Source organism: Polynucleobacter sp. (assembly GCF_040400325.1).
In the GTDB taxonomy this organism is placed as follows: Bacteria; Pseudomonadota; Gammaproteobacteria; order Burkholderiales; family Burkholderiaceae; genus Polynucleobacter.
Genome location: NZ_JBBAQK010000040.1, coordinates 1 through 1943, shown reverse-complemented (window position 1 = coordinate 1943; position 1943 = coordinate 1). Strand labels below are relative to the sequence as shown.

1 protein-coding gene is annotated in these 1943 nt (G+C 39.9%); it reads right to left on the bottom strand.

What is annotated here, in order from left to right:
* Positions 1–406 precede the first annotated feature (406 nt).
* On the bottom strand, positions 407–1402 hold the full coding sequence (locus ABWP14_RS11385; RefSeq protein ID WP_353203089.1) for an alpha/beta fold hydrolase: 996 nt from the start codon (positions 1400–1402) through the stop codon (positions 407–409).
* Between the last annotated feature and the right edge of the window lie 541 nt (positions 1403–1943).

The following is a 1943-nucleotide window of genomic DNA, read 5'->3' as shown; positions in this document are numbered from 1 at the left end:
AAGGTGTAAACCATGTGATCGGTACCGGACGTAAAGCATGTGTCCGGTACGGACCTTTGCTTTTCTGGTGGGCCCAACAGGACTTGAACCTGGGACCAAAGGATTATGAGAGCAGACATCCAAAGAAAACCACTAGGATTTCAAGAGCTTACGTCACCTATTTATCGGTGTGTGAGCTTTTGTGTTACTGATTTAACTAGAGAAGAAGAAACGCTATCTCGGTCTTTGGTTTTGAAAATAAAAAATCTTTGGAGCAATGACCAAAACACCTCGTTGTTCCAAAGTACTTTTTCGAAATCAAGCGTTACTTAAAGTAACGCTGCTAAATCTCTGGCAAGTGTTAATGGCTGCAAGGCCAAAAGCTGTTGCGATATTTATCAAAGAAAGCATATCAGGCTATTTTATTTTAAGGACTCGATTTACATACTGAATCTTGAGCCTCTTTTACTCGTAGTGTAGAACTTACAACACCAATAGATTGAAAACTATTAAGCCATGCAAGGATGTCATTTATTACTGTTGTAGCTTCTAGCTGTCGGGTAAGCATGTGCCAACCGTTGGCATAAATGATGAATTGAAGAAAATTAATTTTCTCGTCTGATACCAGCGATAACCTAGAGAGCCAATAACACAGTGCTTTTGGTGGAATGATCTTATCGTTATTCCCATACAAAACTAATGTTGGAGCCGTGAAATCGATTGGATGATTGAGTGCTTGACTCATGAGTTTTGTAAGCCCAAAAAGACTACTAACGCGGGTTTCTTTTATAACCAAAGGATCTTGACTAAGATCTTCTGCGACTGCTGGATCATCAGTTGGCCGTATACCAAGGCTTTGTACACCTCTGCCTGTGAAAGTAAAATTAGGGGCTATGGCGTTAAACCACTCAAGGCTCATTCGCTGGTACCACGGCATAATCTCAGCTCCCCATATCGCAGGTGCTTTAAGGATGATTAGATCAGCAGGTAACCGAGGAGCCTCAGTACTAGCTCGTATTAATACTGCTCCACCCATACTTTCACCAATAACTACTAATGATAGTGTTGGGTAGTTGGCTCTAAGTTGAGTAACTATTTCTCTTAAGTCATGGACTAATCGATCCTCGCTTGGCCATACACCGGGGTTAGGGTTAGCTCCAAACCCTCTTTGATCATAGGCATAAACTACCGCTTGACGATGTTTAACAAGAGCTTTAGCCAAGGTTGTGAATGATTTGCTGTAATCATTGAATCCATGAACATTAACAACAAGGAGCTGTGGTTTTTCTGCAGACCATTTTCGATACTGAAGTTCTACACCATCGGAGAGTTGAAACACTCCTTTCTCAGCCAGAAAATCTTTAGACCAAGCCTGTGTATGAAAGGTCAACGTAATCAAAAAGACCGTAATAATTTTTATCAAATCAAGTTTCTACTCAATATTGTCATAGGTGAATGGATTAAGTATATCAATAATATAAGGCAACATATCTTTGTAGATTGTCGACTACGACTACAAATCTAATTATTAAAATTATCCATAATTAATCCACTATGATGCAACGATGTAAAAAGAAGTTTTATATTTAATTGAGATTAGACAACAGACTCAAGCCTGAAATGAAAGGTCTAAGTTAATACCCACTAAGGTTTAAAGCATGTGACCGGTATGGAACTTGGATTTTTGGCCTGCTCAGCACAATTCGAACGTGCGACCTTCGTAGTAGGAGACCTTACCTCTCTTAACTCAAAGCCTCTTATTAAGCGTCAGTAGCCCGTTAATACCTAAAGATCCCAATTCATCAGATCACCATTGAAAATCTATAAAGTTCGTGTACACAATTTTTAGCAATCTAAGCGTTACTTTAAGTAACGCTCAAAAGACGAAAACCCCAGCTATCTCTAACTGGGGTTTGCTTTTCTGGTGGGCCCACCAGGACTTGAACCTGGGACCAAAGGATTCC